The organism is Terriglobales bacterium (genome assembly GCA_035764005.1).
Classification (GTDB): Bacteria; Acidobacteriota; Terriglobia; order Terriglobales; family Acidobacteriaceae; genus Gp1-AA112.
In genome coordinates this window covers 1-25,885 of the sequence record DASTZZ010000010.1, presented here as the reverse complement: position 1 = coordinate 25,885, position 25,885 = coordinate 1, and the positions used below count along the sequence as shown (strand labels likewise).

General features: G+C 56.9%; 21 protein-coding genes. 9 read left to right on the top strand and 12 right to left on the bottom strand.

Annotation, left to right across the window (positions count from 1 at the left end; translation table 11 throughout):
• On the top strand, nt 1–289 hold a 289-nt coding region (locus VFU50_01680), incomplete at its 5' end, for a hypothetical protein (protein HEU5231541.1).
• Between the two features lie 179 nt (nt 290–468).
• Here the strand turns inward: VFU50_01680 and VFU50_01675 are convergent.
• On the bottom strand, nt 469–1,461 hold the full coding sequence (locus tag VFU50_01675; GenBank protein ID HEU5231540.1) for a M20/M25/M40 family metallo-hydrolase: 993 nt from the start codon (nt 1,459–1,461) through the stop codon (nt 469–471).
• 162 nt (nt 1,462–1,623) lie between these two features.
• On the opposite strand from VFU50_01675, the gene VFU50_01670 reads away from it, so the two are divergent.
• The gene (locus VFU50_01670; protein ID HEU5231539.1) at nt 1,624–2,289 is read left to right on the top strand and encodes an alpha/beta fold hydrolase; all 666 of its coding nucleotides are present in this window, start codon (nt 1,624–1,626) and stop codon (nt 2,287–2,289) included.
• Nucleotides 2,289–3,614 (top strand): DUF4147 domain-containing protein, encoded by a 1,326-nt coding sequence (locus tag VFU50_01665; GenBank protein HEU5231538.1) that lies wholly within the window; start codon nt 2,289–2,291, stop codon nt 3,612–3,614. Before VFU50_01670 ends, VFU50_01665 begins: the two co-directional genes overlap by 1 nt.
• A 341-nt stretch (nt 3,615–3,955) precedes the next feature.
• Here the strand turns inward: VFU50_01665 and VFU50_01660 are convergent, their stop codons facing one another.
• The 4 genes from VFU50_01660 to VFU50_01645 all read right to left on the bottom strand — a co-directional run bounded on the left by VFU50_01660 (nt 3,956) and on the right by VFU50_01645 (nt 7,825).
• Nucleotides 3,956–4,840, bottom strand: coding sequence for an MBL fold metallo-hydrolase (locus VFU50_01660; protein ID HEU5231537.1), 885 nt, complete (start codon nt 4,838–4,840; stop codon nt 3,956–3,958).
• Between the two features lie 63 nt (nt 4,841–4,903).
• Nucleotides 4,904–5,644 carry a hypothetical protein gene (locus tag VFU50_01655; protein HEU5231536.1) on the bottom strand — a complete coding sequence of 247 codons (741 nt, stop codon included), beginning with the start codon at nt 5,642–5,644 and terminating at the stop codon, nt 4,904–4,906.
• 137 nt (nt 5,645–5,781) lie between these two features.
• The gene (locus tag VFU50_01650; GenBank protein HEU5231535.1) at nt 5,782–6,492 is read right to left on the bottom strand and encodes a hypothetical protein; all 711 of its coding nucleotides are present in this window, start codon (nt 6,490–6,492) and stop codon (nt 5,782–5,784) included.
• Nucleotides 6,493–6,703: 211 nt separating this feature from the next.
• Nucleotides 6,704–7,825, bottom strand: coding sequence for a type IV pilus twitching motility protein PilT (locus VFU50_01645; GenBank protein HEU5231534.1), 1,122 nt, complete (start codon nt 7,823–7,825; stop codon nt 6,704–6,706).
• Nucleotides 7,826–8,023: 198 nt separating this feature from the next.
• Between VFU50_01645 and VFU50_01640 the strand changes: the two genes are divergently transcribed.
• The 4 genes from VFU50_01640 (at nt 8,024) to VFU50_01625 (ending at nt 14,366) form a co-directional block, all read left to right on the top strand.
• Entirely contained in the window at nt 8,024–9,367 is a 1,344-nt protein-coding gene (locus VFU50_01640; GenBank protein ID HEU5231533.1) for an NAD(P)/FAD-dependent oxidoreductase, read from the top strand.
• A gap of 470 nt (nt 9,368–9,837) precedes the next feature.
• Nucleotides 9,838–10,713 carry a lytic transglycosylase domain-containing protein gene (locus VFU50_01635; protein ID HEU5231532.1) on the top strand — a complete coding sequence of 292 codons (876 nt, stop codon included), beginning with the start codon at nt 9,838–9,840 and terminating at the stop codon, nt 10,711–10,713.
• A gap of 75 nt (nt 10,714–10,788) precedes the next feature.
• The gene (locus VFU50_01630; protein ID HEU5231531.1) at nt 10,789–13,056 is read left to right on the top strand and encodes an N-acetylmuramoyl-L-alanine amidase; all 2,268 of its coding nucleotides are present in this window, start codon (nt 10,789–10,791) and stop codon (nt 13,054–13,056) included.
• Between the two features lie 242 nt (nt 13,057–13,298).
• Nucleotides 13,299–14,366 (top strand): DUF6599 family protein, encoded by a 1,068-nt coding sequence (locus tag VFU50_01625; protein HEU5231530.1) that lies wholly within the window; start codon nt 13,299–13,301, stop codon nt 14,364–14,366.
• 309 nt (nt 14,367–14,675) lie between these two features.
• On the opposite strand, the gene VFU50_01620 is transcribed toward VFU50_01625, so the two are convergent.
• The 5 genes from VFU50_01620 to tmk form a co-directional block, all read right to left on the bottom strand.
• On the bottom strand, nt 14,676–15,461 hold the full coding sequence (locus tag VFU50_01620) for a glycosyltransferase family 2 protein (protein ID HEU5231529.1): 786 nt from the start codon (nt 15,459–15,461) through the stop codon (nt 14,676–14,678).
• 239 nt (nt 15,462–15,700) lie between these two features.
• Nucleotides 15,701–18,100 carry a polyribonucleotide nucleotidyltransferase gene (gene pnp, locus VFU50_01615; GenBank protein ID HEU5231528.1) on the bottom strand — a complete coding sequence of 800 codons (2,400 nt, stop codon included), beginning with the start codon at nt 18,098–18,100 and terminating at the stop codon, nt 15,701–15,703.
• A 272-nt stretch (nt 18,101–18,372) separates the two neighbouring features.
• Nucleotides 18,373–18,639, bottom strand: a complete 267-nt coding sequence (gene rpsO, locus VFU50_01610) for a 30S ribosomal protein S15 (protein HEU5231527.1) — start codon at nt 18,637–18,639, stop codon at nt 18,373–18,375.
• A 353-nt stretch (nt 18,640–18,992) separates the two neighbouring features.
• Nucleotides 18,993–20,090 carry a DNA polymerase III subunit delta' gene (locus VFU50_01605; protein HEU5231526.1) on the bottom strand — a complete coding sequence of 366 codons (1,098 nt, stop codon included), beginning with the start codon at nt 20,088–20,090 and terminating at the stop codon, nt 18,993–18,995.
• Entirely contained in the window at nt 20,090–20,782 is a 693-nt protein-coding gene (gene tmk, locus VFU50_01600) for a dTMP kinase (protein HEU5231525.1), read from the bottom strand. Before tmk ends, VFU50_01605 begins: the two co-directional genes overlap by 1 nt.
• Before the next feature lie 80 nt (nt 20,783–20,862).
• On the opposite strand from tmk, the gene VFU50_01595 reads away from it, so the two are divergent.
• Entirely contained in the window at nt 20,863–21,105 is a 243-nt protein-coding gene (locus VFU50_01595; protein ID HEU5231524.1) for a hypothetical protein, read from the top strand.
• A gap of 115 nt (nt 21,106–21,220) precedes the next feature.
• Here the strand turns inward: VFU50_01595 and VFU50_01590 are convergent, their stop codons facing one another.
• A complete protein-coding gene (locus VFU50_01590) occupies nt 21,221–22,435 on the bottom strand; it encodes a M48 family metallopeptidase (protein HEU5231523.1) in 1,215 nt (404 codons plus the stop codon).
• A gap of 123 nt (nt 22,436–22,558) precedes the next feature.
• Entirely contained in the window at nt 22,559–24,010 is a 1,452-nt protein-coding gene (locus tag VFU50_01585; protein HEU5231522.1) for a phosphoglucomutase/phosphomannomutase family protein, read from the bottom strand.
• Between the two features lie 558 nt (nt 24,011–24,568).
• Between VFU50_01585 and VFU50_01580 the strand changes: the two genes are divergently transcribed.
• Nucleotides 24,569–25,885: DEAD/DEAH box helicase (locus VFU50_01580; GenBank protein ID HEU5231521.1), on the top strand; the 1,317-nt coding region annotated here is incomplete at its 3' end.

Here is a 25,885-nt window from a genome sequence, read left to right as displayed (position 1 = left end):
TGAAGCATACGCAGAGAAGAACGGCCTGCGTCCAGAGCAGATCGTGCTCGAAGTAGGCACTCACACGTATCGTTATCTGAAAGCCTTCACGATTCGTCCGGCGGCTCCTCTTGCCGCAACACTCCTCGATTTCGACGGCCGCATCGTTCGCCCCGCAATCGAGCAGGGCTACAAGGATGGAACCGACGCGGTGAAGAAATTCATGGACTATGTATCCGAGGCTCCGGTTATGCCCAGCAAACACGTATTGCGGCTGGCATCGCAACAGGAAAGCGTGCTGACGAGCTAGAGCCCTAATGGTTGCGAAAGCTACAGAACCGGCGCCGGTAGACGCTGGGGCAGCCGCTTGTCTTGCGGCTGCGTCTCTCGAGATTGCCTGAGCTATCGTCGCACCCTGAGCTCGCCATTCGACGATCTTCGGCCCACCGGCTACCGCCGCCGGTTCTGTTTCGCATGCCCCTAACCTTTCTAAGAAGCCATCAGCTTCTTTGCAACCGACGCGTACAAGTCAACCGCCTCATTCAATTCCCGTTTTGGAATGAACTCCCCATCGGTATGGGCAACGTGAATTGAGCCCGGTCCTAACAGCACCGGTTCACCCCAATTCGTCAAAGCAGGAATATCGGTCGTAAAGGCGGCAATCATTTCAGGAATCCCGTCCACTGTTCGGAGCTTCATATATGGAATCTCCAGCGCAAATTCGGGGGTAGCAAACTCGTTCACCGCAGCCTGAATGTCCTTGCGCAGCTTTTCCGTCGTGCCCACCAGCCGGTAAAGCAACTGCGCACGTGCAAAATCGGGAATGACATTAGGAGCACGGCCGCCTTCAATCTGACCTATGTTGAGAGTCGCTGGACCGATTTCAGGATTGTTCGGCAACGGCATCTCCAAAAGCCGATATAACGCTTTGACTAACTTCTCAATCGCCGAGTCGCCCAAATGCGGGTACGCAGAATGCGCCATCCGTCCTGTAGCTGTGAGTTGCACGCGCAATGTACCCTTCGACGCACGACCGATTTTGTTTTCTGTCGGCTCGCCGTTAATCAGGAACCGACAACCAGGAGCATGACGATTTGCCTCTTTGGCGCCCTGACTGTCGCGCTCCTCTCCGACCACGAAAAGCAGTCCGATGCGCGAACTGCCTCCCCGCAGACGCTCGGCGGCAGCGATCTGCGCGGCAATGATTCCTTTCGCATCGCAGGAGCCACGGCCATAGATCTTCTCGCCGTCTTCTGACGACGGAATGAAGGGCGGCACCGTGTCCATGTGGGTCGAAAACACCAAATCGGGACGTGCATCGAGAGCCGCATAAACGTTGTGCCGAGCCCCTTCGACCGGCATCTTCTCGGTGCGATATCCGAGTTTCGACAGAAAGCGGTACAGATATTCGCCAACAGCAGCTTCGTTGCCGGTGATCGATTCGATGTCGATGAGCTCGCGTGTAAGGCGGACCAAGTCCATGGAGACAGGATACTTGCGGAGGTGGAACTTGGGAATTTCGTGATTTCGTGATTGCGTGATTTCGTGATTTGGTGACCCGGCGATTCAATCACGAAATCGCGAAATCACCAAATCACGAAATGGCCATGCTGGACATCCGTCTAGAATGCTATCGAGACTCTCTTGCCGAACGCCATCCAATCTCTATTCCTCTCCGGCCCCACCGGACGGCTCGAAGCACTGCTCAATGCCGGCGATTCAGACGCGCCCTACTCGGCGCTCGTGTGCCATCCGCATCCAGTGCACGGCGGCACAATGCACAACAAGGTTGTGTATCACGCTGCGAAGGCGCTCAACAGCTTCGGTCTACCCGTCCTACGTTTCAATTTTCGCGGCACTGGACTCAGCGAGGGCACACATGACAACGGACGAGGCGAGCGCGACGACATTCGCGCGGCCTTGGAGTGGCTCGAACGGGAATACGGGAAGCCCATCATCTTTGCAGGATTCTCCTTCGGCGCCGCTACAGGATTGAAAACGTGCTGCGCCGATCAGCGCGTTGTGGGACTCATCGCACTGGGTACTCCTCTGGCCGTCGAGGAGCGCCTTTACACGTACTCCTATCTCGCCAATTGCACCAAGCCCAAACTGATGGTCAGCGGCGACCACGATCAGTTCGCGCCGGCGGCCAATCTGCGCGAGATCTTTAAACTCGCTGCCGAGCCAAAGGAGTTTGTGCTGGTCGAGAACGCCGACCATTTCTTTGAAGGCAAGCTGCCGCTGATGCGTGATGCCATCACCGAATGGCTGCCGCGTCACTTCCCTGCTCTCGCGGCACAGCGCGCCTGATGAGCGAAGACAGAGCGTCCGAGTTCGACTCGATGCGCGCACTTGCACGCCAGGTCTTCCTCGACACCCTTCGAGAGATCGGCATCCCAAACATCTTTGGCAAGAAGGTTGAGTACTCGCGCGGCGTGCTTCGAGTGGAGCAGGATCTTTATGACTTGGGGTCCTACGCGCGTGTTCTGGTCGTTTCCATCGGCAAGGCGGCACATACAATGCTGGACTCGCTGATCGCGCAGACCGGGCCAGGGCTCGAAGGCATTGTGGTAGCTCCGCATCTGCCTGAATCGCAACATTCTGGCTTTCGCTATTTCATTGGAGGACATCCACTCCCAAATGCTGAATCGGTAAGCGCCGCGCAAGCCATTCTGAAATGTCTTTCAGGACTTCACGAACATACGCTCGTCCTCTATCTGATCAGCGGCGGAGCATCGGCGTTGGTCGAGGTACCGCGTTACGAGAAAATTTCGCTCGACGACCTGATTGAAACTTACCGAATTCTGGTCCATTCGAGCGCCACGATCGGAGAAATTAACGCCATTCGCAAACATCTTTCCGCGATCAAGGGTGGCAGGCTCGCGCAGGCTGCTTATCCGGCAAGGCAGGTGAGCATTATGGTGAGCGACGTTCCGGAGAACGCGCTCGATGCCCTCGCCTCCGGCCCAACGATGCCGGATTCCTCCACGATCGGCGATTGTTATCGCATTGCTGAACAGCATGGACTTACAGCTCAATTCCCCGAGAGCGTCTGCAGGATCTTTGCCGGATGCCTGCTCGACGAAACTCCCAAGGCAGATGATGCCATCTTTGTGAGTTCCCGCTGGTGGCCCATTCTCTCAAGCGCCTCAGCGGCAGACGCCGCAGGAGCATTGCTCGCGAAACACGGATTTGCCGTCGAAATCGACAACACACCGGACGACTGGCCCTGTGAGCGCGCGGCCGATTACCTGCTAAATCGCCTGCGCGAACTGCGCAAGGGAGTATCGCGCGTAGCGCTGATATCCGCCGGAGAGATCACGCTTAAGGTGCCCGCCGGAGCCGGCATTGGCGGACGGAACCAGCATTTTGTTCTTTATTGCGCGCAGCAGATCGCGGGAGAAAACATCTGCGTTCTGAGTGGGGGGACCGACGGAATCGATGGTGACAGCCCTGCCGCTGGAGCGATCGCAGATGGAACAACCCTGGAGCATGCACGAAATGCAGGCATGAATCCCGAAATAGAACTCCGGAAGTTCAACGCCTTTCGCGTATTCGACACCACAGGTGACGCAATTATCACAGGGCCTACAGGAAATAACGTGCGCGATTTGCGGTTGCTGCTGGCGAGCTAGCTCGCTTTAGCACATCCCTTGTCATTCTGGTCAATTACCGTGCTGGACAAATATTTCTTGGCGAGCATGCCAGGCCCGAAGGGCCGAAAGAAGCGCAGCCCAGCGGCGTGAGCCCTGGGCCAGAAACAGCAGTTGTGCGAGAGCCCTGTAAGGGCGACATCTCTTGGCGAGTGTGAAATGCCGCCCTTTCAGGGCTCGCCTCTACCTGTGATAAGCCCTCCCAGGGCTTACGCCACTGGGCTGCACTTCTTTCGGCCCTTCGGGCCTGCACGGAAATATTCTTCCTCACAACTTCGTCACACTGGCTGTTTTCTGTGTAGGTGCGGAGAGAGGTGTGGCTTCTATCTGAAAATCTTCGTCTTACCCTCTTCGAGCACGAGCACACGATCGCTCACGCCAGCCGCAGCCGCGGCAATGCGAAGGCGCTGCAAAGGTTCTTCCATCGGCTCATAGGACAGGCGGAAGGTCCCATAATGCATGGGAATCATCGTCTTGGCCTTTAGGTCCAAGAACGCCTGCAACGCATCCTCAGGGCTGGTATGGACGTTCCGATAGTGTGGAGGGTGATAGGCACCAATCGGCAGCAGGGCCAATTCGGGATGCAAACGGCGGCCGATCTCGCGGAAGCCGTCAAAGTACGCGGTGTCACCGGCGTGATAGAGCGAATGCGATCCTGAACGCACTACATATCCGCCGAATCCACGATGGAAATCGCGGAGCATTCGCGCGCCCCAATGTTGCGCCGGTGTTTGCGTGATGCTCAGCTTGCCCTCGCGGAACTCCTGCCACCATTCAAGCTCGTGGATTGCGCTAAATCCGAGCCGCCCCACGATGTCGCGGACATTTTTGGGCACAACGATCTGCGGAGCCCGTCCGCAACGCCAGCGTGTGAGCCTTGCGATGGCACGCAAAGATGGCCGATGCAGGTGGTCGAAATGCGCATGGCTCACGAGTACGTAGTCAATCGGCGGCAGATCGCGTAGACGAACTCCCGGACGCCGTTGGCGCTTCAGCACGATCAGCCACCGAGCGAAATTGGGATCAATCAGCAGATTCGCTCCGCCGATTTGAATGAAGAACCCGCTGTGTCCGATGAATGTGATGCCGAGCTCGCGTTCGGTCGTAAGAAGCGGCTTGTGGGGGCGGCCAGTGCGGGGAGTAAGAGCCGAAGTGCGAACCAGTTGTCCGAACTGCCTGGCTTTACGGCGGATAGTGATGTTCAGCATTGGCCCTGCCTTATGTTAGACGATAAGGCGCGGGTGCGAGATGTGAGTCTTGCAAATTTGGGATTACGCCACTTCCTCTCCCAAAAGGGTACCGATCAATTTTCCTTTCAGGGTTCTCGGCCCGTGGCTTTGGCCGCGGATCGTCGCGATCTCGCCGGCTTCGATGAGCATTTTTAGTTTGCGCAGGCTCTCGCGCAGGTGCCGCTGTGGATCGGCGCCGATGATTTGGGGCGTGGCGGAATGAAGCATGCCGGTGGGGAGTTTGTAGCGGAGAGCCAGCGTGACCAGTGTCCCCCGAACAGCAGGCAGATCAGCGAGCGTCAGTTCTGCGATGCAGTCTTCGCACCGTGCGCGATGATCAAGAATCTGCCAGCGGAGTCGTTGGTGGGGCACATCCTCGAGAATTCTAAGCTCCGAGTCGGCGGATTCCATAATGGGATCGGACTTTCCCCTCCCATTCTCCTGACTTGCAGCCGAAGGGAGGTCACGCAGTCTTCCGATCCATATCTGTGCCTTGTGGGCGTTTTTACAGAAAGAGTAAATCTCTGCTGCCCTCGCCATTACGATTACGCTGTGGCTCAGGCAAGTCTCTGTCCCGACTAGATCAGCGATTGGTCCAGCGCTCGCCGCTTTGAGTGCAATCGCGCCGCCTGCAACGCCGAGAGCTGCTCCCGATGCCGATTTACGCGTCCAGCCATAAACAGACAGAGCCGCTCCGGCGAACATCGCGCCCCACGCGGCTTTGTGCGCGTGCTTCGGTTTCGCTTCCTGAGTAGCTGAAGTCAGATCGGGAACGGCATCCATGGCTGGCAGAGTGCTGCCTGATGAGATGAAGGGGCAGGAGCTTGCGATGGCTGATAGGGGTTTGTGCACACTCCCATTCCTGGCGCTTTCGAGCCGGAAGCCGGAAGCCAGTGGCCAGTAGCCGCTTTACTCCAGCTTTACTCCAGCTTTATCCATGTCGCGCGCGCGTTCGCGCACAACTGTCCGTCTGGACCGTAGAGAGCTGCCCCAGCATGAAATTTGCGTCCTTCGTTTCCTGTCGGCCAGCTCATCACAACGTAGGGACGTAGGGGATACACCGGTGCGACTTGCTCCACGGCAAGGCGTCCGGTAACCAGAGTTCCTCGCCAAGGGAAGCCGGCAGCGAAGCCCGTGGGGCAATCCATTGCGGCCCATACGAATTCAGGACGAACGAGTACGCCGCCACTCGCTAAAGAAGGATCGGGGATCCACGGCGCGGCAAAAATCGAGCTGCTCTCGTTCTTCTCATCCAGCCGCCCTGGAAAAATTCGCAGGCCGTCTCCAGCTGCGCGCTCCGGACCGCATGTGAAGCAAGTCGGAAATGGATGGTTCGCGAATGCCGGAGAATTGAGGGCTGCGCGTTGCGCTTCGACGAACATTACTCCCTGGCGTTCCGCCTTTGGAATTTCTGTTGGCGCGGCTTCGATGATGATCTCGGCGGCATCCAGCAGGCGAGCCACGTTCTCAAAGACTTCTGTTTGGAGATCGCGTTCCAGCGGTATCGGCTTGCGCAGAGTGCATTCACATGCTCCCGGCAGGAGCGATGCCACCATTCCCGAGCTGTATCCGCCGTTGCCGCTGGTCGGTGGTCCGCAGAATTGTTTGGCAATTCGGATCGTCGAAGACATGAAGTTGCAGGATAGCAAGGAGCGGTTGATCGTGGCGCCCGCTGCATGTTGGAACGTGCTGTCATGCCGAACGCCTGATGTTGGCGTGAGGCATCCCTACCGACTCGACAATGTGTCCCGACGGGAATGGTTGCTTGATAGAGATTCCTCACTCCAGCTCACGCAAACTACAGGCGTGAGCCTACGTTCGGAATGACAAAATCAGAGGTCCCTATCTGCCGAACCCCGCCGCCTCCATCTGCTCGCGTGCGGCATCTGCGGTAGAACCGATACCTTGCACCTTCAGTTTGAAGTCGTCGGGATTGGTAGCGTTTTCCAATGCTGTTTCGTAAGTGACGAGCCCTTGTTGATACAGGTCGTAGAGAGACTGGTCAAATGTCTGCATCCCATATTGGGAAGTGCCACCGGCGAGCGCCTCGCGGATCATGCGCGTTTTTTCCGGCGTAATAATGCATTCGCGGATGAAGGCTGTAGAAATGAGTATCTCTACAGCGGGAACTCGGCCATTACCGTCCGCTTTACGCACCAGTCGTTGGCTGATGACGGCGCGCAGAGTCGCGGCAAGCTGCATGCGAACCTGCTTCTGCTCCGGCGGAGGAAACACGGAAATAATACGGTTGATGGTCTCCACCGCATCGAGCGTGTGCAGCGTGGAGAAAACCATGTGTCCAGTTTCGGCGGCGTGTAGTGCCGTCGAGATAGTTTCCAGGTCGCGCATTTCGCCGACCAGAATGACGTCTGGATCCTGACGCAAACTGGCGCGCAGCGCCGATGCAAACGAAGGCGTATCGACTTCCACTTCGCGCTGGTTCACGAACCCGCGCTTGTCGCGATGCAGGAATTCGATAGGGTCTTCGATGGTGATGATGTGCTCAGGCCGCAGCGAATTCACGCGATCTATCATTGCCGCCAGCGTCGTCGATTTTCCCGAACCGGTAACGCCGGTCACGAGAACGAGCCCGCGAGCTTCATCGCAAATCTTTTCGATGACTTTCGGCAGATAGAGCTCGTCAAGGACGCGAATCTTCGTCGGGATGACGCGCAGCACCAATCCAACGTTGCCGCGCTGCTGGAAGACGTTCACACGGAAACGCCCCAGTCCCGCGACTCCGTACGCCATATCGAGCTCGGCGGTCTCTTTGAATTTCTGCTTCTGGCGATTCGACATCATGCTGAAAGCCATGTTCAGCATGTCTTCCGCGGTCGTGCGAGATTGCTCGCTTAGCGGCACGAGTTCGCCGTCGATGCGAATGTGAGGAAAGTTGCCAACCTTCAAATGCAAGTCGGATGCCTTGCGGTCCATGGCTATCCGGAGCAAATCATCGATGTTCATCGTCTATCCCTTGCTCGGCGCGCACGGCCCAGAGCACCCTTCGCTCCGCACTAACCTGTGGCACACGAATCATCCGCCTCAGGCGGACGGTGGAAGCTTGGCGAAAGTTAGCATGAGGCCCTTAGACGTACAATCGGGGCAGCTACTTAGTAGACATTACTTTCGGTCACTTCACCTGCACTCGAACATCGAATAAGTATGGAAAGTGACAGCCCGCATACGTCTTCGGCTCGGCCCCCTGCCTATATACCCCGTGTTGTGGTAATCGGCGGCGGCTTCGGCGGACTTAAAGCCGCTCTCGGTCTAGCGAAAGCGAATGTCCGCGTTCTGCTGCTCGATCGCAAGAACCACCATACATTCCAGCCGTTGCTGTATCAGGTCGCATTGGCCGCTTTATCGCCGGCAGACATTTCGGCGCCGATTCGCAGTGCTCTACACGGCAAAAAGAATGTTGAGGTCCTGATTGGAAACGCCATCGGCTTTGATCTCGAGCGCCGCGTCATTAACCTGGAGGGCGGCGACTATGTCGTTTACGACTACCTGGTCCTGGCCACTGGCGCGACCCATTCCTATTTCGGACATGATCACTGGGAAGCTTTTGCGCCGGGTTTGAAAAGCCTGGAAGATGCCACTGAAATCCGCCGGCGCGTGCTCCTGGCATTCGAGCTGGCGGAGCGCGAGTCGCTGCTCGATGGTATTCAGCGACCGCTGAATTTCGTGATCGTGGGTGGCGGCCCGACCGGGGTAGAACTCGCCGGAGCGATCTCGGAAATCGCCCGGCACGTGCTCAGCAGAGATTTCCATGGCACCGACCCTCGTCGTGCGCGGGTGATCTTGTTAGAAGGCGGTCCACGCGTATTGCCGGCGTACGCCGAAGATTTATCGGCCAGCGCGCAAAAACAGCTCGAACAGCTCGGAGTTGAAGTCCATACGAGCACCATGGTCACGAATGTGGAGCCGGGCGCGGTGTGGGTTGGCGACGAACGCATCGCTTCAGCAGTCACCTTGTGGGCCGCCGGAGTGAAGGCTTCACCTTTGGGCCAGGCGCTCGGCGCGAAAGTTGATCGTAGTGGGCGCGTCTTCGTGAACAATCGTCTAAATATCGAATCGCATCCGGAGATCTTCGTAATCGGTGACCTCGCACACTTCGAGCAAGATGGAGCACCTGTGCCCGGAGTCGCCCCGGTTGCGATCCAGATGGGCCAATACGTTGCTAAAGAGATCAGGCGACGCATCTCCGGAGAGCCGAGCCAGGCCTTCAGCTATTGGGACAAAGGCAGCATGGCGACCATCGGCCGCAGCAAAGGCATCGCCCAGATCGGGAAAATTCACCTCTCTGGATTCCTCGCGTGGTCAGCCTGGCTATTTATCCACCTGATCTACCTGATTGGGTATCGCAATCGATTCTTTGTCCTTTTGAACTGGGCTTGGCAATACTTGAGCTGGCAGTCCGGCGCCCGGCTCATAACCGGGAGCAACGTCTTGCCCGGATGGCAAGAGCACCATGAACCCGCCGAGGAGCAAAAGCAGGGCGTTGGGTAGACGCAACAGACGCCTGGGGTAGTCGGTGGTGACGCCGCCTCTGCAGCGGCTACGCATCTTGAGATCGGCATTGTGATTGACCCGGAGCTGGCCATTCGGCCATTTCTCGGCTCCACGCCTACCGAAGCCGGTTCTGTTGCTTGCTGGTTGCCAAACTCGGCAAACTACCTATTGTTCAATCAGGTACCTCGGTAACGTCGCGAACCATTCCACGGTTTCTATGGATTTCGTTCCTTTTTTTCCGGCTTCTTCCGCTAGTCACGCCGCTGGTTCCTGTTCTTCTGGTTATTGCTCCCGCTGAAACAGGCGTCCTATAATCCAACTGCTCTGGAAGTATCTTCTCCGTCAGGATTAGAAGCTCGGGTGAAGCCACGGCGAGCGCCGAAAAGAACGACATAGAGCGCTAACTGTCGTGGAATGAGGTTCTTGTCGGAACCGGATCGGCCTGCAATTAGGCCTCTGGAGAAGGAATGAACAAGCGCCTGGTTTCAATCCTATACGTCGTTTTGCTGCTCGTCGGCTTCAGCCCGGCCACGCACGCTCAAGGCATCGTCGCCACTTACACCAGCGACGGCCGCCTAGTGTACGAGAACGCCCCGGAAAAGGCCGCAGAGCCGGCCCGTCCGAAGGACTCCGGCATGTTCTATTGGAGCAACCGGGAGAGCCGCTGGAAGCCGGTGCCTCCGATGTACTCGCATTCGATGAAGGCTGCGCACTCGGCGGCCAATGAGGTTCGGCGTCTGCTGCGTGAAGCGGCATTCAGAGATTCCCGTTTTATGGCAGCTGGCAACGCTCTGCTCGCTGCCTCGCAACAGCAGGTACCCAGCTCAAATTCCGCATCGATACTGCGCAGCAAACTCGACGTGCCGCCCACCGCGGGCGACACACAAATGATCGACAGGATCGTCGAAGAAACCGCGATGCGGCACGATGTCGATCCCAATTTGGTACGCGCAATTATCAAAGTTGAATCGAACTTTAATCCGCAGGCGCGTTCTAGCAAAGGCGCGATTGGCCTGATGCAGCTCATGCCGACAACGGCGAAGTCACTGAACGTGACCAATCCATACGACCCGGCGCAGAACGTCGACGCCGGCGTGCGGCATTTTAAGCAACTGCTCGATTCCTATCACGGGAACGTCGAGCTCTCTCTGGCGGCGTACAACGCGGGCAGCACGGCGGTGCAACGGAGCCGGGGCATCCCGCGATATCGAGAGACTCAGAATTACGTAAAGCGCATCACGCAGCTGTACGCATCCAACAACACACGCCAGTTCACAATTGGCCACCCGCTGGAGTTCAAGCGGGACGCCGAAGGACATCTGTCGGTAAGCGATATCGAGTAGGGTTCATGGCCGCTTCCCTGCTCTGGCCGGCAGTAACATGGCTGTAAGACGCCTCATCCGGGGGCGGAGACAGGGATGAAGAGAGCATCAGGGAACTTCAGCGGATCTGTTCGTCAATTCTCCATCGCGGCACTGCTCGCTTCCAGCCTTTTCCTGATCGCAAGTCCAGCGCACGCAGCTAGCGTTGCGCGCAAAAAGCACCTCTCGCTGGAGCAGTACCACAAGGCCCTGCAGATGCGCGAAGCGCTCCGCGGACGACCTGAGTCGCAGCGCAGTCCCGAAGATTACGAGCGGGTCATCGATGCATTTCGCAAGGTCTATCACATAGCTCCAACGTCGACTCGCGCCGATGCCAGCGTGCTCGCTGTTGGGGATCTGCTCACGGAAAAAGCTCGGCTAGAGGATGACGAAAAGGGCTTCAAATCCGCCATTGGTCAATATGAATTCCTGACGCGCGAATATCCGGGCAGTAAGTATCGCTTCGAAGCTCGTTTGAGCATTGGCCAGATCTATCGTGAGGACCTCGACGACAACGACGCCGCAAAAGCCACATTCGAAGATTTCCTGAAACGGTACCCGCACCATCCCCTCGCCGAAAACGCCAAAGCCGCCCTGCGCGACATGGACGATGAAGCCAAACATCCTGTGCGCAAGCATTCGGAAAGCGAGAAAGAGCTGGTTTCATCGGCGAAACGTAGCGAGTCACACGAAGATCGAGACGCTCAGCAGGATGAGGAACAAACAAAGGCCAAGCCTGCTGCTTTGAAGGCCACGACGGCCAAGCACAAGGGCGTTCCCCTGGTCACAAGTTTGCGCTACTGGTCGACTCCGGATTACACGCGCATCGCAATCGATGTTGGCGATGAGATCAAGTACGAAGCTGGACGCGTCCCCTCGCCAGATCGAATTTACTTCGATCTCTACGGCAGCCGCCTGGCTTCCGAGTTGATGGGCAAGAGCTATGACATTCACGATGGTCTGCTCAAGAAAGTCCGTGTGGCACAGTACAAGCCCAACATGGCGCGCGTAGTGCTCGAAGTCGATAATCTCGCCGAATACTCCGCGTTCCTGCTGCCGAACCCCTATCGGCTGATCATCGACGTTCACGGCAGAAAGCCGGCAACGCAAACACAAACAGCCAAGGCACAGGAATCCGAGTCCAATTCCGACGAAAATTCAAATTCTTTGACTGGCGTGCCGCAGTCGCGGTCGGCGAAAGCTCAAAGCAAAACGATTGCGGAAAAGAAAGAACCTGCTACTGCTACGGTTTCAAATGCCGCTGACTCAACGCAAACCGAAGCCGCGCAATCGAGAAAGCTGCCACTCGCTCCGCGAGCTGAAGTGCCGCTGCAAACTTCGGATCTCGACGTCTCGGAAATCGCTTCCTTGAGCGATGACCCTCAGCAGGTCAAGGCCACGAGTAAGCCGACGAGTGGACCAGTGGTCGAGACAGTCGCGAAACGTGAGCCAGAGAAGAAGGCGCCAGATTCCGTCGAAGTTGCGTCGGCGGCTAAGAAGGGGCAGTCCAAAAAGGGAAAGCATAAATCGGCAGCAATGCTGGCGAACGTGCACGAAGCCGCGCCGACAGCCGATGGCGATCTTTCGCTTATTCGCGCGCTCGGTCTGAAGATCGGCCGGATCGTGGTCGATGCCGGTCATGGCGGGCACGACACGGGAACCATCGGTCCTAATGGCCTGCTCGAGAAGGACCTCGTTCTCGACGTGGCGCTGCGCCTGGGCAAGCTGCTCGAAGATAAGCTCGGCGCCGATGTCGTATACACGCGTAAGGACGACACCTTCATTCCCCTGGAAACGCGCACGGCTATCGCGAACCAAAACGAAGCTGATCTATTCATCTCCATTCACGCAAACTCCAGCCCTGATCCTTCCGCACGAGGCGTGGAAACCTACTATCTCAACTTCACGCGTTCTCGCGACGCGCTCGAAGTGGCTGCGCGCGAAAATGCCGTTTCGGAGACTTCCGTTCACGACCTGCAGGATCTGGTGAAGAAAATCGCGCTGAAAGAGAAGATCGACGAATCGCGCGAGTTCGCCGCCACTGTCCAGAAATCGCTCTATGCAGGCGAAGCAGCCAAGAACCCTGGAGTGAAGGATCGCGGAGTCAAGAAGGCTCCGTTCATTGTGCTGATTGGCGCCAATATGCCGTCGATCCTCGCGGAAATTTCTTTTGTCAGCAATCCGAAGGACGAACGCAAACTGCGCACGCCCGAGTACCGCCAGCGCATCGCCGAGTCTCTGTATCGAGGAGTCGCGCGCTACGCACAGGGGCTAAGCGGAGTTAAGGTCGCCAGCGCCAAAGAGCCGGCGACAGCGGGGCAGTGAAGAAGCTTCTGAGCTGCTAAGCTGCTTAGCTTCTAAGCTGACCTTTCCTGGAGCCGCATTTATCGCATCAACTCAGGTGTCGAGAACCTTTGTGTGGTAGGGTACGGTCCGTGTTGGCTCAGAAGCTGAGGAGCTTAGTAGCTTAGAAGCTTAGCCTAGAAGCTGCTGTTCCGAATCCTCGCTTCTCTTCGTGGTGTCTAATAAACTGGGTTTAGCGGCTCTTTCCCCTCGACTCAGGTTTCATGCAATTTTTCGCCAAAATTCTCGCGCCACTTCTGCTGCTTGCTTCTGCGTTCGCCGCAGCCGACTCTCAGTTTCTTCCTAAAGCATTTGCTGGTTGGCAGCAGGACACATCTTCCGTTAAGACCAGCACTAACCCTGCCGATGCCGATGCGAGCAATGCCGCGGTCCTGAAAGAGTACGGCTTCACGGATGTCGAATCTTCCGCGTACGCGAAAGACGGGGATCGCAAACTGACGGTTCGCGCTGCTCGATTCACTGACGCTACCGGCGCGTATGGCGCATACACGCTCTACAGCCAGCCAGGAATGCAGACTGAAGAAATTGGCCGGCATGGCGAATCCGCCGGCGATCGCGTTTTATTCATGCAGGGCAATATCGTGATCGAAGCGAAATTCGATCATGTGAACGCGATGTCTGCAGCGGAAATGCGAGAGCTCGCGGGCGATTTGCCCGAGCCCACATCCAATCTGGCGCAGCCTCCTGGATTGCCGCGATGGCTCCCAGAGCAGCAGTTCGTGCAACATTCAGTGAAGTTTGCCGTTGGACCAAAATCGTATGATTCTTCCGGAGCGGCCCTCCCGCCTTCAGCCATCGATTTCGCCAAGAGCCCCGAGATTATTACTGCCCTCTACCGAACCGACGCGGGGAATGCGCGGCTCACTCTCATCTCGTATCCGACGCCGCAGATCGCGGGCACCCAACTGCGCGCAATCGAGCAGAATCGGTCTGCATTGCAACAAAGCGCAGGGGACTTCCAGATCAAACGTAGCGGTCCGCTTTTAGCGATCGTTAGTGGCGCGTCGAAAGCGGACGCACAATCGTTGCTTGCCTCCGTCAATTACGAAGCAGAGGTTACCTACAACGAACCAACCTATCTTTCGAAGAAGGACAATATCGGGAATCTGATCGTCGCGGTGTTCGCACTCGTGGGAATCATTCTCGCGGTCGCAATTGCATTCGGCATTGCGTACGGGGGCCTGCGCGTGTTGCTCAAACGGTTTTATCCGGATAAGTTCGTAGACCGCCCGGAGGACACGCGCGTGATTACCCTCAATCTGAATGATTGAGCCAAAAACCAGTCTAAGTTGCTGAAAACAAGATAGATTGGCTGCTTCGGTGGAAAAATTGCGCCATCTTCTGTCACATTTCCGATTTGGGAACAATTTTTGTAAGTTATTGATTTATAAGGGATTTGTTCCGGAAAAATCGCTTGACACCCCCTGCCGTCAACCATAAGATTTCGTCCAGAAAGTTCTGATGGCTTTGCCTCCGTTGGAACTATTCTCCCTTGAAAGAGAAGGCCGCCTATTGCCGGGCGGCCTTTTCGCTTTGCGGAGAAAGGCGAACCGGAAGATCACGAAGTCGACACAACAAGGTCACGGAGAACTTCGCTCTCGTTGCCGAAAAATCTCCCACGCTTTCGCGTATTTCCAGCTTACGTAAACGTTGTGATACCAGTGCAGGAGAAAGCCTTCGCGGCCATCGAGGAATCCGCCGCGAAAGAAATAATTCCAGACAAAGTTGAGCACCGGCCGCACACGTACATTCATGACGAACCAGATCAGTGAGCTTCTGACGCGACGTTCACGTATCAACACCTCGGCAGCGAGCGTCGAATATCGATTCATCGTTTCAATGTATCCAGCGAGTGTGGGATACGCATGGTGGATGAGATCGCCGCTGAGTGTCGCTGTTGGGCCATTCACGCGCATGGTTTCGTGCACAGCGCGCTCGACGAACTCACCTGTACCACGTCTGAAGAGACGTAACTTTTTATCGGGATAGAAGCCGCCGTGACGAATCCACCGGCGTAAGAAAAAATTTCGACGTGCGATGAAGTATCCATTGAGTGTTGAAGGCGCTCCGCTGACCGTGATGACTCGTCGGATGTTAGTGCTCAGCTCCGGCGAAACTTCTTCATCTGCATCCAAGGAAAGCACCCAATCGCAGGATCCTTTCGCGATTGCGGAGTTCTTCTGCGTGGCGTAGCCCTTCCATTCTTCTTCGAACACTCTGGCGCCGTGTTGTCTCGCAATTTCTATCGTGCGGTCGGTCGATCCGGAATCGACGACGATGCGCTCTTCAGCCCAACCAACGCTCTCCAAAGTGCGCGCGATGTTCGCTTCTTCGTTCTTGGTGATGATCACCACGGACACACTCATGCGCGCTCAAGCATAACTGAGTACCGCGTGAAGCATTCACTCGTGAATGCACAAACGTGAAGCCGGCCGCCCTCGGCCGGGTGTTTGATGGAGACTCACAGAATCTGGGCACAACGAAATAACGGGAGTTGAACCGAAGGCCTTTCCCCCAAAATAAGCAAAACCCGGCCGAGGGCGGTCGGCTCCACGTAAAAGAAAAAGGAGACTCGCGTCTCCTTTTTTCCTTCCTGGAATTTCACTCAGTGGCGACCGCCTCCACCGCCCCCGCCGCGTGGTCCACCCCGGCGATGGTGACGACGCCCTCGGCCACCGCGTCCGCCGCCTCCGCCTTCACGACGGCCTTGACCACCTCCGCCGCCTTGTCCGGCATGCGCAGGTTCGCCTTCCGCACGATTGAAGTTCGGTTCGCCTTCTTCCTCCTCGAAGTCGGCTCCGCCTTCGATGGTGATGCTCTCGCCGCCACCGCCGTTCGGAGTCACGTGTTCAGGATGATGTCCATCACCCTCGTGGCTCGCCGGAGCCGCGCCGCCAGCCTGTCCGGCCATCTTGGCGCGTTGTTCTTTCAAGATCGCCTTGCGCGAGAGCTTGATACGATTGCCTTCGATAGCCAGGACCTTCACGAGGATCTGATCGCCTTCATGCAGCTCGTCGCGAACGTCTTTAATGCGATGTTCGGCGATTTCGCTGATATGCAGCAGTCCGTCGGTTCCAGGAAAGAGTTCGACGAACGCTCCGAAGTCTGCGAGACGTACAACTTTGCCGAGATATGTCTTTCCTACTTCGGGAGTCGCAGTGATGTCGCCGATGATCTGCAACGCTTTGCTCATCGCTGCTTCATCGCTGGAGGCGACGTTTACGCGACCGGAGTCTTCGACGTCGATCTTAACGCCCGTCTGCTCAACGATGCCGCGGATCACCTTGCCGCCCGGGCCAATGAGATCGCGAATCTTATCGACAGGAATTTGCAAGGTGTGAATACGCGGCGCAAACTTCGAGACGGCGGAACGGGCTTCCGGCAAAGCCTCCTGCATTTTGTCCAGAATGAACAGCCTGCCCTCGCGCGCCTGCTCCAGCGCTTCGCGCATGATCTTTCCAGTGATGCCGGAGATCTTGATATCCATCTGCAGGGCGGTGATTCCCTGCCGTGTCCCGGCGACTTTGAAGTCCATGTCGCCGTAGTGATCTTCGGCTCCAGCAATGTCCGTAAGGATTGAATAATCCTCGCCTTCTTTCACTAAGCCCATTGCAATTCCAGCGACAGGAGCTTTGATGGGAACGCCGGCGTCCATTAGCGAAAGAGCAGCTCCGCAGACGGAAGCCATGGAAGATGAGCCGTTCGATTCGAGAATGTCGGAGACTACGCGCATGGTATACGGCCATGCTGTCTCATCCGGCAGAACCGCTGTGATCGCTCGTTCGGCGAGCGCTCCGTGGCCGACTTCGCGACGGCCCACTCCGGTCATGCGTCCGGTCTCACCGACCGAGAATGGCGGGAAGTTGTAGTGCAGCATGAAATTCTTTTTCTTCTCGCCTTCGAAGTTTTCCAGGCGCTGCACGTCTTCAGAAGTGCCGAGTGTGGTGGTTACCAACGCCTGTGTTTCGCCGCGCGTGAAGATCGCCGAACCGTGCGTGCGTGGAAGCACGCTGGTTTCAATCGTGATTGGGCGGATCTCGTTGAACTTGCGCCGGTCAGGACGTACGCGATCTTTCGTGACCTGCTCGCGGAAAAGCCGCTCGCGCAGCACTTCGTAATAGTTCTCAAGCTTATCTGCGGCAGCTTCGTCGCCTTCGGGCAGCTTGCTCTTAAGTTCTTTCTTGATCTCAGCGACTTTCGTGTAGCTCTCGATCTTTGGGTACTTCTTGGTATCGAGCGCATCTGCAAGCTTCGCCCCGACTTTCGATTTGAGCTCGCGATAGTAGCTTTCATCGAATTCGGGAGCAGTAAGCTGCCGCTTCTGCTTTCCAGCGCGCGAGGCTAAATCGCTGATCGTGGCGCAAATCTTCTTGATCTCGCCATGCGCGAACTCGATGGCATCGACCACGCGATCTTCCGTGACTTCCTTCGCGCCGGACTCGATCATCACGATGCCGTCTTTGGTGCCAACGACCATGATGTTGAGCTGACTTTCGCGCATCTCGGCATAGCTGGGATTCACGACCATCTGGCCGTTCACCAGTCCGATGCGCACTGCGCCGACGGGTCCGCCAAACGGAATGTCCGAAAGCGTAATCGCGCAAGAGGCGGCATTGATCGCGACAACGTCGGGATCGTTGTCGGTGTCGGCTGACAACACCAGCGCGATCACCTGAGTTTCATTCTTGAAATAGTCGGGGAAGAGAGGACGGATGGGACGATCGATCTGGCGGGCAGTGAGAATTTCGCGTTCACTCGGGCGGCCTTCGCGCTTAATGAACCCGCCGGGGATGCGTCCGCCGGCGTAGGTGTACTCGCGATAGTCAACGGTGAGTGGGAAGAAATCCTGTCCTTCACGCGGTTCAGGCGCGGCCACTGCCGTGGCGAGGATAACGTTATCGCCGATTCTTACCAGCGCGGCGCCAGGCGCCTGTTTGGCCAAACGGCCAGTTTCAAATTCGAGTCGCTTACCGCCTGTGAGTTCAACGGTTGCGTCTTGCTTCATGGATTCCTCTTTTCGTGGAGCGCTGCCAGCGGGCAGCGTTGGGGAGCATTGATTGAGCGGAAAGGCATACCGCCTTCGCTAAGGCGAAGCCGGGTTGTGAGGCGGAACGGAGAGACCGCCTGGACGAACGGATATCGACCGAAGCTCGGCATCATGCGTGCGCTCGGGATGGGAAAAGGCCGATTCTGCGCGGGAAATCTGGTTTAAGTCGTCCGGGTCGAGATCGCTCGATTTACGAACGGCGGTGCGAGAATGGGCCGCCCCAGGTCCTGCTACTTGCGGATGCCGAGTTTGTGGATTACGTCCTTGTAGCGCTCGGAATCGTAGTTCTTGAGGTAGTCGAGCAGGCGACGACGCTTGCTGACCATCATCAGGAGACCGCGGCGGGAGGCGTGATCCTTTTGGTGCGTCTTAAAATGGTCCGTCAATTGACCGATTCGCTCGCTGAGCACCGCAATCTGGACCTCGGGGCTACCGGTGTCGTTATCGTGCGTGCGGAACCGGGTAATGACGTCTGTTTTACGCTCTCTAGCTAACACTGAAGCTGGTGACACTCCTATAGTTTTCGAGTCGTTTAAGTCTCTCTAGCAGAGTAACATGGGGCCGCTTTTTTGCACAAACGGCAGGATTCACCACGGAGCCACGGAGAGCACGGAGGTTGTTGGGTTGTGTCATTCCGAACCGCCGGTTTTGGCGGTGAGGAATCCCTATGAACTTCCAGAATTTCTCGATCGAGCTATTTACGTTATCCGCTTGGCTATGTTGCACACCGAACGAATCCACTGAAGATTTCCGAACGTTATAGGGATTCCTCACCGAGATACTGCCGCGGTTCGGAATGACACAACCCAACAACCTCCGTGCTCTCCGTGGCTCCGTGGTGAAATTGGCTCTATCCAGGCTCCAGCGAAGTCGCAAACGAGTCCAGCGAAAGTGACCGCAGCAGGTTGCGCCTCATGCCGCGTTCTACCTCGGCCAGACGCTGAGATGCATTGACGATCCATTCAAAGTCGACCGACTGCGAGATTCTGCTTAGCTCTCCCTTAATATCCGTGTTGCGCACCAATTCAGGGGTGCCGGACTTTAGCATGAGCAGATCTTCGAGCAGCGCATAGAGCGTGCGTAGCAGACGGTCGGTCTGCTCTCGCCCATCTGCACCGGCGCGGTAAGTTTCTGTCACTTTGAACAGCTCGCTGTGATCGTTACCTGCAACCGCACTGCGCAGAATTGTCAACGCATGGCTGCGCGCTTCAACATACTCCTCGAGCTTGAAACTGAGAGCACGCCCCATGGCTCCGTTTGAAAGCCGCGCGATCAGCTCTCGTTGCGGAGGTTTCAGCTCCTTGCGCGAGGTGGCAATCGCCGACTCGAGTTCGGAAACGGGAAGCGCACCTAAATTGAAAGTCACACAACGCGAGCGAATAGTCGGCAGCAACTCTCCAGCATTCGTGGTAAGCAGAATCAGGCTGGCATACTCCGGAGGCTCTTCGAGGACCTTCAGCAGAGAATTCGCGGCCTCTTTCATGAATGACGATTCCGTGAAGATGACAATTTTGTGGCGCGCTTCGACCGGCTTGTAGAAGACGGAATCGATTACCTGCCGCACCTGTCCAACTTTGATCAGCATCTGCGGCGGATCCGGAGGAACGACCAGAACTTCCGGATGTGTCTGAACCATGATGCGGGCTTCACGCTTGTCCGCCTCGCGCATGCCTTCACGCGTTTCGACAGCTTCGGCAAATCTTGCATCCAGATCGTCGGCTTCAGCAATGCGCGTGCAATTGCTGCATCGGCCGCAGAAGTCGGGCAAGCCTTCAGACTGCGGCTGCTCAAGGCAATTGAGTGCCTTGGCGATCATCTGCGCCAGTGTGTATTTCCCTGCCCCTTCCGGACCGGCAATGATTACGGCATGAGGAAAGCGTCCACGCGCGATCATCTCGCGAATACGTGTGACAGTCTCGACGTTGCCGCGGAAATCTTGGAAGGACACTAGGCGCGACTCCCGACCGCAGCAGGTAGCTTGGTCTTGCGATTTCCCAGATGAGGAAAACGTTTGTCGATGATCTTCAGAATCTCTGATTCGACCCCCTGAATCGTCCCCGGCGCAATCCGTACGACACGTTTTCGCTCGCGGCGGGCAATGCTCTCGAAGCCCTTCTGCACCCGGCGAAAAAAGGCAGCATCTTCGGCTTCGAATCTGCCTTCCGCTGAATCGCTGGTCTTGTTGCGATTGCGCGCGCGATTCACGCTGGCGTTAACGTCCGTATCGAGCAAGAGTGTCAAATCGGGCCAGAGGTCGCGGCAGAGCTCGCGATGCAAATTCAAAACCAACTCAGATCCGAGCCGCCGACCGTAACCCTGATAAGCTTCGGTACTATCGGTGTATCGATCGCACAAAACTATCTTTCCCATTTTGAGTGCAGGCTGAATGACTTCTTCCACATGCTGAGCACGATCGGCAAACATCAGCGCGAGTTCTCCGGAAGAAGACAAACCAGCAGTTCTTGAATCGAGCAGGATCCCTCGAATGCGCTCACCGATCGCACTGCCGCCTGGCTCCCGCGTAGCCAGAACATCCAAGCTTCGAGCTTTGAGATTCTCCGCCAGGCGCGCAAGCTGGGTGGTTTTTCCGCAGCCATCAAGCCCTTCAAATGTAATGAATATGCCGCGGCCTGAGCGCATGGCAAGAGTCTAGCATCGGCTGTGATGCGCACATGGGAGCGCCCATCGTGCTAGTATTTCGCGCACAACTTGGAGGAGTTATGCCAAGACTTGGCGATGACATCGACGATTACTGCTCACGCTGCAAGCGCACCACAGATCACTCGGTCGTGACCATGGCCGGAGAAGAAGTCCAGAAGACCCGCTGCCGAACCTGCGGCAGCGAGCACTCTTATCGCAACAACAAAGGCGGAAAGAAAGAGATGAGTGCTCAGGACGCTTTCCAGAAAGTCCTCTCCAGCGTGACCGGTCAAATGCCAGAAAAACGGAACCGTCGCCGGTAGGCGATGGGCCGGAGATGGCCGTAAGGCCATCTCCGGACAAACGATGCTGCGACAGAAACCGGAATCGCAGCCGCCACGCAAGCCGTAGCCCCACCGGCTGCCGCCGGCGGGTCCGTCACTGCCTCGCAAACTCCCGTGCCGCAGCAATCCGCCGCGATACTGCCGGGTGTGAGTGGAACAAAATCTCCACGAGCCGCGAGGGCGTCTTCTCCGATAGATTCTGCGCGCTCAGCTTATCCATTGCCGTGATAAAGGGATCCACGCTCGGCACCGATGTCCAACAATACCGGTCGGCCTGACGCTCATTGAATCGCGAATACGCATTGAGCGCAGGCAACAGGATCAACGAAAGCGCTGCGGAAACCAGAGCAAGCAGAGGCAGGTTGGCGAAATCAGAAAGTGTAGAAAACATGCGTCCCGGACCGGTCGCATAGCGCAGCGCCTCATTTGCTGCCCAGAATCCCACAAACGTGACCGCCATCTGCAGCACGATGCTCTTGAAGATGTGTCCGTGTACATGGTGTCCGAGTTCATGCGCGAGCACGGCTTCGATCTCGTCATCGGAATAGTTCTGCAACAGGGTGTCCGCCAGAATAATGCGGCGCGTGTTGCCAAGACCGGTTAGTGCGGCGTTCGCCTTCTTACTCTTTTCCGATAACTTCCATTCGTAAACGCCGCGAACGTGCGTTCCCGCGCGCTCACCCAGTCGCACAAGTCTGTCGCGCAATGCCTGATTCTCCAGCGGAACAAATTTGTAAAAGATGGGAAAGAGGATCACAGGCGCAAGCTGCGCAAAGATCACGAACAAGGCTGTAAAGGCCGCCCAGGAGATTAGCCACCAGTGTTCCGGTGAGCTGCGAATAATCCAGTACACCAGCTCAGCAAGCAGCGAAATCAGAACCAGTCCCACCAGCCAGCCCTTGAGCTCATCGACGATCCACGCTCCTGTGCTCTGGTTGGAAAGATGAAAGCGATGCTCGAGACGGAAGCTGTAGATATCCAGCGCGAGGCTCAGTCCTTTGCTGATAATCGTGAGCAGCAGCACGTAGAAGAAAAGCGCGAGTACATAGTGCTGGCGGCCCATTCGAAGCGCAACGTCGCGCAAATCGCCCGTCCAGCCGGTCGCGAGCAGCACGATGAGGAACACAATTCCGAGCGACGTGTCGAATACAGAGAGCCAGCGGCGAATGCGGCTGTATTGCCGCGCTTCGGGAGTGTCCTCGCTCTGCGCGTGAGGTGGAGTTACGGTTTGTGTGTTTTCCGCGATCGTCATGAGGTCTTTTTTGTCATTCCGAACGCCCGCTTTTGGCGGAGGAATCCCTATCGACAATCACAGTCTCAGGTTTCACGAGTGAATCCACCATCTTCGCCAGCAATAGGGATTCCTCACCGCCAAAGTCAGGCGGTTCGGAATGACAATCGAACAGACTCCAGTGTCAGTGCGAAGAAGCATTTACCGCGCCGCTGTTCCCGCCAGCTCGCCCTCATACACAAACGCCTCAGCCGACTTGAGCAACTGCTGCACAACTTCCGGCGAGCCTGCCTCCGAGTACACGCGCAGCAACGGCTCGGTCCCCGACGCTCGCAGCAACAACCAAGATTCCGCAGGAGGCGCCGCCGTACCGGGCTTCCCCTTCGGAGCGTCCAGGAAGAACTTCACACCGTCGAGTGTTTCGACGCGCAGCGCTTTGTATCCGCCGATCTCGCTTACGCCGCTGCGCGCGCGGCTAATCGCCGAATCTTTCAGCTCGTTGGGAATGTGCATGTCGAGACGCGCGTAATAATGCTCGCCGTACTTGTCCTGCAGATCCTGCACGAGCTGCGCCAGCGTGCGCTTCTCTTCGGCCATCACATTGGCGATGAGCAGCGCGTTCAGAATGCCGTCCCGTTCCGGCAGGTGCCGCGTGATGCCAATTCCGCCTGACTCTTCCCCCCCAACGAGAATCTCGCGTTCCAGCATGAGGTCGCAGATGTTCTTGAATCCGATGCCGCACTCATGCAATTTGCGTCCGTGCTCAGCCGCGATGCGATCAAGCATCTTCGTCGTGTTGAACGCGCGCACCACTTCGCCTGGCCACTTCTTGCGTTCGAGCAGCCACCGCAGCAGGATCGAATAGATCTTGTGCGAATCGACGTAGCTGCCGTCTTCCGCGACGGCGCCGATACGATCGGCGTCGCCATCGGTGATCAGCCCGCCATGGCAGCGCTCGCTAACCACCATCTCCTGTGCCATGCGCACGTGCGGCTCGATCGGCTCAGGATTGATTCCCGGAAAAAGAGGATTCACCTCGGATCGAATCTCCACGTGCTTGATTCCGCGCTCGGCGAAGATGCCTGCGAGCACGCCGCGTCCGGCTCCGTACATGGAATCGATGAGAAACTTGAAACCGGCAGAGCTGATTTTGTCGAGATCGGCAAACTTCTTGATTGCTTCGATATAGGGAGCTTTGAAATCCGTGTCGGTGATCGTTCCCTTCTTGGAACTGCCGGCAACAGGCTTATCCAGTTCGGCTTCGATCGCCTGCATGATGGACGGACGTCCCGAGCCACCGTAGTAAGCCTTGTACTTCACTCCATTCCAGTTGAAAGGATTGTGGCTGGAGGTAATCATCACTCCGCCGGCGGCTCCGAAATGCTTTACGCCGAAGGAAAGGGCGGGAGTTGGCGTGTAGTCATTCGCCAGGCGGACATTGATGCCAGCCGAGGCGAGCACATCAGCGACAGTCTGGGCGAACATGCGCGAGCCAAAGCGTGTGTCATAGCCGACGACCAGGCCTCGGCTGCTGTCTTCGTTCTTCAAGACATAATTAGCGATGGCCGAAGCGGCTCGGCGAACGTTCGCGACGGTGTAATCCTCGGCGATCACGCCTCGCCAGCCGTCAGTCCCGAATTTGATTGGTTGCATAGAAGTGGTCGGCAAACCTTGTAGTTTAGTTGATCGTTCCATTTCACCCAACGGGCGCTTAGTTAGATGCAGAGCTGCTGGTTACCTCTCACCTCTTGGACATCAAAAACTTCCATCGGACACCAACCCATGCACATCGAAAACTAGGAACTCCCGATTGAAGAACTCAAGTATTGTTTTTGGACTTTCATTTTGCTTTTGTTTCGCCTAAGATAAATGCCGCTCTGTCCGGCGACTGAGTCGATGTGTGGATGATGAAGCCGAATCTGGATGACCAAGCTATGTCATTGGAAATGGAGTATTCGAACTGTCCGACTGCGGTCTTCACGAGCGTTCACAACGGGGATTCACGAGCACTTTGCTTTTTACTGCTGTAGTTGCAAAGGCTAATCACAAGATATGCTGATTCCAAAATCGGAATCACAATATGTTGTGTTTACCTTTATCGGTTTTGAGCACCTTTAGAAGCTCAAGACGCGTGTTTGCAGTCACTTAGGAAATCTTTGCGGGAAGGGGGGAGGGGGGAGGGGTACTCTCCGGAACCAGGATAACCGTTCGATGTCGAACTTAACCGTTGAAATCCCGAGTACTCTGGCTTGGGCTCATCCCCTTGTGCAGGAATGGTTTGTGCAGAAGTTCGGCACACCGACCGAGCCCCAGGAAGAGGGCTGGCCGCATATTCTGGCCGGGCACTCGACGCTGATCTCGGCTCCTACAGGGTCTGGAAAAACGCTCTCAGCGTTTCTCGCGTGCATCGATCGCCTCGTTCGCAAGGCGGTTTCCGGCGCGCTGGAAGACCGGATCGAGGTCCTCTATGTCTCTCCTCTGAAGGCGCTCGGCAATGACATTCAGAAGAACCTTGAACGTCCACTAGCGGAAATAGCAGAGCTTGCCGGCCAGCGCGGCTACCTCATGCCACAAATTCGAACCTTCGTCCGGACCGGCGACACTCCACCGGCGGACCGCCAGCGAATGCTCAAATCGCCTCCGCACATCCTGGTCACCACGCCTGAGTCGCTCTATATCCTGCTCACGGCGGAGCGAAGCCGCGAGCTACTGCGCGATGTTGAGACGGTAATCGTCGATGAAATCCATGCCATCGCCGACGACAAACGTGGCGCACACCTGGCCATTTCTCTTGAGCGGTTGGAGGCCCTGGCTCAGCGCAAGCCTGTTCGCATCGGCCTCTCGGCCACACAGAAGCCGATTGAATTAGTCGGTGAATTTCTCGCTGGATCATCAGGTAAGCCGGAGATCGTGAACGTCGGCCACAAGCGCAAGCTCGACTTTGCCGTGGAAGTACCGCCAAGTCCCCTCGCCGCAGTCATGACCAACGAAATGTGGGACGAGGTCTACGACCGCCTGGTGCAGCTCATCGAGCAGCACAAGTCCACGCTGATCTTCGTCAATACCCGCTCATTTGCCGAGCGCATCGCGCACGCTCTTGCCGACAAACTCGGCGAAGACGCCGTGGCTGCGCATCATGGCAGCCTTTCGCGCAAGTTGCGATTAAATGCAGAAAATCGTCTTCGCAAAGGCGAACTACGCGCGCTGGTCGCCACGGCATCGCTGGAACTTGGTATCGACGTCGGCCACATCGATCTCGTCTGCCATATCGGTTCGCCTCGATCGATTGCAGTAATGCTCCAGCGCGTCGGCCGCGCCGGGCACTGGCGAGGCGCGATTCCCAAAGGGCGCATCTTCGCCACTACGCGCGACGAACTGATCGAATGTGCAGCGTTGGTGCGAGCCATCGAATCGAGTGAACTCGACGCACTGATCATTCCTGAGTCTCCACTCGATGTCCTGGCGCAACAGATCGTTGCCATGTGCGCCGCAGAAGAATGGCCTGAGCGCCAGCTCTTCGAGGTACTA